2 protein-coding genes are annotated in these 3,040 nt (G+C 42.9%); both read left to right on the top strand.

The annotated features are described in order from the left end of the window. Window positions 1–215: 215 nt before the first annotated feature. Complete coding sequence (locus ABZB17_RS21885) at window positions 216–881, top strand: hypothetical protein (RefSeq protein ID WP_372653682.1); 666 nt, start codon at window positions 216–218, stop codon at window positions 879–881. A gap of 14 nt (window positions 882–895) precedes the next feature. Further along, a partial coding sequence (locus ABZB17_RS21880) for a GH92 family glycosyl hydrolase (protein WP_372653679.1) occupies window positions 896–3,040 on the top strand: 2,145 nt, incomplete at its 3' end.

The following is a 3,040-nucleotide window of genomic DNA, read 5'->3' as shown; positions in this document are numbered from 1 at the left end:
GTATTTATTCTTATGCATTTGCTAATCTGTTTATGAATAGCGAAAATGCAAATTGAAATCCGTTTAATCGAAAATCGCCTGCAACTAACTAAATTTCAATATTTTCAAAGAACATTATTAGATTTTAATGGGACAGCAATGTTTAGATGTAGTAAAACAAGCGATTGTAGTAACTTGTAGTTTTTAAAAACTAAGCCATTTTAATCTAAACCAATATGAACAAATTACTTAAATGCTTTTTGGGGTTTCTGTTCATTGTTAACGGAAATATTTATGCAGAAGTTGTTTGGAAAATAGGAACAAACAACAACTCTTCGGCAGAGTTCGCACTTGGGCCATCGGATTACAAGAACTTTCTGAGTAACCATTTATGGGATGATGAAAAGCAGCAGTTCATTCCTCATATCTATTTAGAAGGCTCGCCTTTTCCTGACGACTTTGACGAGAGTGCCATCTATTATTTTGGCGGAACCGCCGTTGCCATTGAGGCCGGTCTACTGTCGAAAGAAGAAATTAAAACATCGCTTAACGAAATGATTTCGAGGGTTGAACAGGCCGGTGCGGCTTCCATTGGTCTTACTTTGTACCCTGTTTATCCCGATGGCTTTTTCCAAAACCCGGGAATGAAAGCGTATAGTTGCCAAAACGGTGGAGACTGGACCTGGTTTGGTGCACGTATGGTGCAGCAACTGGTTGCCACCGGATTTCTTAGCGAGGCCTACGAGCAGCTTTTACCAATGACCGAACGAGTGTTGGAAAATAAAGGTTTTTACGAATGGTACACCGTAAATAATGAACCTCGTGGATCAGGAACTTTCCGCGGTTCGGCAGGTGTACTTTATACCGCAATTACAAATCTTGAAAAATCAGTAAACAAATAATTTACAAGTATAATATGAAGAAAATTACCCTTTTAGTATCGATCATTATGCTATCGGCAAGCTTTGTTGTCGGGCAAGAGCTAACAAAATATGTCGATCCAAATATCGGAACCGCCCATTCGCGCTGGTTCTTTTACACGCCGGCAGCGGTGCCGTTCGGAATGGCAAAACTGGCTCCGTCAACCAATGCACATTATGGGAATGAGCAAGGCTGGGAAGCTGTTGGTTACGACGACCGCGACAGCTCAATCGAAGGTTTTGCGAACCTGCACGAGTTTCAGGTGGGTGGAATTGTTTTTGCTCCAACAGTTGGCGAGCTGCAAACTGTTCCTGGAGATCTTGACAATGCTGACGGCGGATACCGCTCGCGTTTCGACCGCAAAAATGAATATGCTACAGCCGGTTATTATTCGGTTTGGCTCGACGATTATAAAGTTAAAGCCGAACTGACTGCCACAAAACGTGTTGGATTTCATCGTTATACTTTCCCTGAATCAGCGTCGGCCAATATTCTTTTTGATATTGGAAACCAGCAGGGTGAAAGCGGAAAGGTAAAAGATGCGGAAGCTGTTATAACTGCAGATGGACGAATTGAAGGTTATGTGATTACCGAACCTGAGTACGTAAAAAAGTACCAGAAAGGTGCTGATGTTAAAATGTATTTCACGGCTGTTTTAGACAAAAAACCAACAGCATACGGAACTTTTAAGGGAACCGATATTTTCAGAAACGAAAAAAAGATTAACGGTGTAGGTGCCGGAGTTTTTCTTACATTTTCAACGAAAGAAAATGAAGCGGTTACCATTAAAGTTGGTTTGTCGTATACTTCTGTTGAAAATGCCAGGCTGAACCTTGAAACGGAGGCAAAGAATCTGACTTTTGAAAAGGCGAAAAAGGCCAGTCTGAAAACCTGGGAGGAGTACCTGGGGCGCATTAAAGTAAGCTCTGATAACAAGGACGATAAAGTGAAATTTTACACCGGACTTTTTCACGCACTATTAGGACGTGGTTTGGCCAGCGATGTTAATGGTGCCTATCCGAAAAATAACGGTGAAGTGGGACAAATTGAGTTGGACGGAAAGGGAAATCCTGTTCATAACCACTATAATACCGATGCCATTTGGGGAGCTTTCTGGAACCTGACACAATTGTGGGCCATTGCTTATCCTGAATATTATTCCGACTGGATTCAGAGTCAGTTGCTCGTATACAAAGATGCCGGCTGGCTGGGCGACGGAATTGCATGTAGTAAATATGTTTCGGGTGTGGGAACTAATTTTAGCAGCCTGGCAATTGCGGCGGCCTACAATTGTGGAATTCGCGATTTTGATGTAGAGCTGGGTTACGAAGCTGCGCTGAAAAATGAAATCGAGTGGAGAGATCGTATCGAAGGTGCAGGAAAGATGGATGTTCGCCAGTTTGTAGAGCGTGGTTACAGCCCGTACGACGAGCGTTATGCCTGGGTAACTGTTGATGAAGGATCGGGATTTTCGGCCTCGCACACTTTGGAATATTCGTTCAGTAGTTTTGCAGTGGCGCAATATGCCAAACACCTTGGCAAAACCGACGATTATAAATTGTTGTCCCGCCTGTCAGGAGGATGGAAGTTGTTATTTGATGAAGAAACAAAACTGATCCGACCAAGAGATTTGGACGGTAATTTTATTCAGAACTTTGATCCGTTGGCTCCATGGATTGGTTTTCAGGAAGGGAACGCCATTCAATACACCTTTTATGTGCCACATCAGCCCGAAGAGTTGGTAAAGAAGCTGGGACATGAAACTTTTAATAATCGACTCGACAGCATTTTTATTGCATCGCAGAAAAATATTTTCGGAGGCGGAAAAGAAGTGGATGCGTTTGCAGGCCTGAAAGCTCTTTACAATCACGGAAATCAACCGAATTTACATATCTCTTGGATGTTTAATTTTTCTGGAAGACCCGACCTGACCCAAAAATGGGTACGGGCAATTTGCGACGAATTCTACGGAACAGAAGGAATACACGGGTATGGTTACGGACAGGATGAAGACCAGGGGCAACTTGGTGCCTGGTACGTAATGGCCGGTATTGGTTTGTTTGATGTTAAAGGTCTGACTGCTATCGATCCTGAAATGCAGATCGGAAGCCCCTTGTTTGATAAAATTACCATACAGCTT

The sequence above is a fragment of the Draconibacterium sp. genome, assembly GCF_041583095.1.
GTDB lineage: Bacteria > Bacteroidota > Bacteroidia > Bacteroidales > Prolixibacteraceae > Draconibacterium.
The sequence above is the reverse complement of the archived record's forward strand: the minus strand, read 5'-3'. Positions and strand labels throughout refer to the sequence as shown.

Bases quoted from the DNA above. Each gene is read 5' to 3' on its own strand.
- ABZB17_RS21885 (WP_372653682.1), top strand. From the start codon at position 216: ATGAACAAATTACTTAAATGCTTTTTGGGGTTTCTGTTCATTGTTAAC.